Genomic DNA, 391 nt, shown 5'->3' with positions numbered 1-391 from the left:
GAGCGCCCGCGGGGGTCGAAGTCGGAGCCGCCCTTGCCGCCGCCGATCGGCATGCCGGTCAGGGCATTCTTGAAGATCTGCTCGAAGCCAAGGAACTTCACGATGCCCAGGTTCACCGAGGGGTGGAACCTCAGGCCGCCCTTGAAGGGCCCCAGCGCGGAGTTGAACTCCACCCGGAAGCCGCGGTTGATCTGGAAGCGTCCTGCGTCGTCGGCCCACGGAACCCGGAAGATGATCTGCCGTTCGGGTTCGCAGAGCCGCTCGAGCACGGCGCCTTCGAGGAACTCGGGGTGGCGGTCGTGGACCGGGCCGAGGCTTTCGAACACCTCGGTAACTGCCTGGTGGAACTCCCCTTCGCCGGGATTTCGTGCCAGCACCGTGTCCCGGATGG

At 66.8% G+C, this 391-nt stretch carries 1 protein-coding gene; it reads right to left on the bottom strand.

From position 1 onward, the window contains the following. Positions 1–389: Glu/Leu/Phe/Val dehydrogenase dimerization domain-containing protein (locus QCD75_RS21960; protein ID WP_301231642.1), on the bottom strand; the 389-nt coding region annotated here is incomplete at its 3' end. Positions 390–391 lie beyond the last annotated feature (2 nt).

Origin of the sequence: Arthrobacter sp. PsM3 (genome assembly GCF_030433895.1) — a bacterium.
Classification (GTDB): Bacteria; Actinomycetota; Actinomycetes; order Actinomycetales; family Micrococcaceae; genus Arthrobacter.
This window is presented reverse-complemented; position numbering and strand designations above follow the sequence as displayed.